Here is a 248-nt window from a genome sequence, read left to right on the forward strand (position 1 = left end):
GCCTTCATCACTCACGCGGCGTTGCTGCATCAGGCTTTCGCCCATTGTGCAATATTCCCCACTGCTGCCTCCCGTAGGAGTTTGGACCGTGTCTCAGTTCCAATGTGGCCGATCACCCTCTCAGGTCGGCTACTGATCGTCGCCTTGGTAAGCCGTTACCTTACCAACTAGCTAATCAGACGCGGGTCCATCCTGTACTGGCTCACCTTTGATATTTAAGAGATGCCTCTCAAATATATTATCCCGTA

1 rRNA gene is annotated in these 248 nt (G+C 52.0%); it reads right to left on the reverse strand.

Annotation, left to right across the window (positions count from 1 at the left end):
* Positions 1-248 (reverse strand): 16S ribosomal RNA (locus tag KGF42_RS19640); the annotation flags it as partial.

The organism is Clostridioides sp. ZZV15-6383, assembly GCF_020657735.1.
Taxonomy (GTDB): Bacteria; Bacillota; Clostridia; order Peptostreptococcales; family Peptostreptococcaceae; genus Clostridioides; species Clostridioides difficile_D.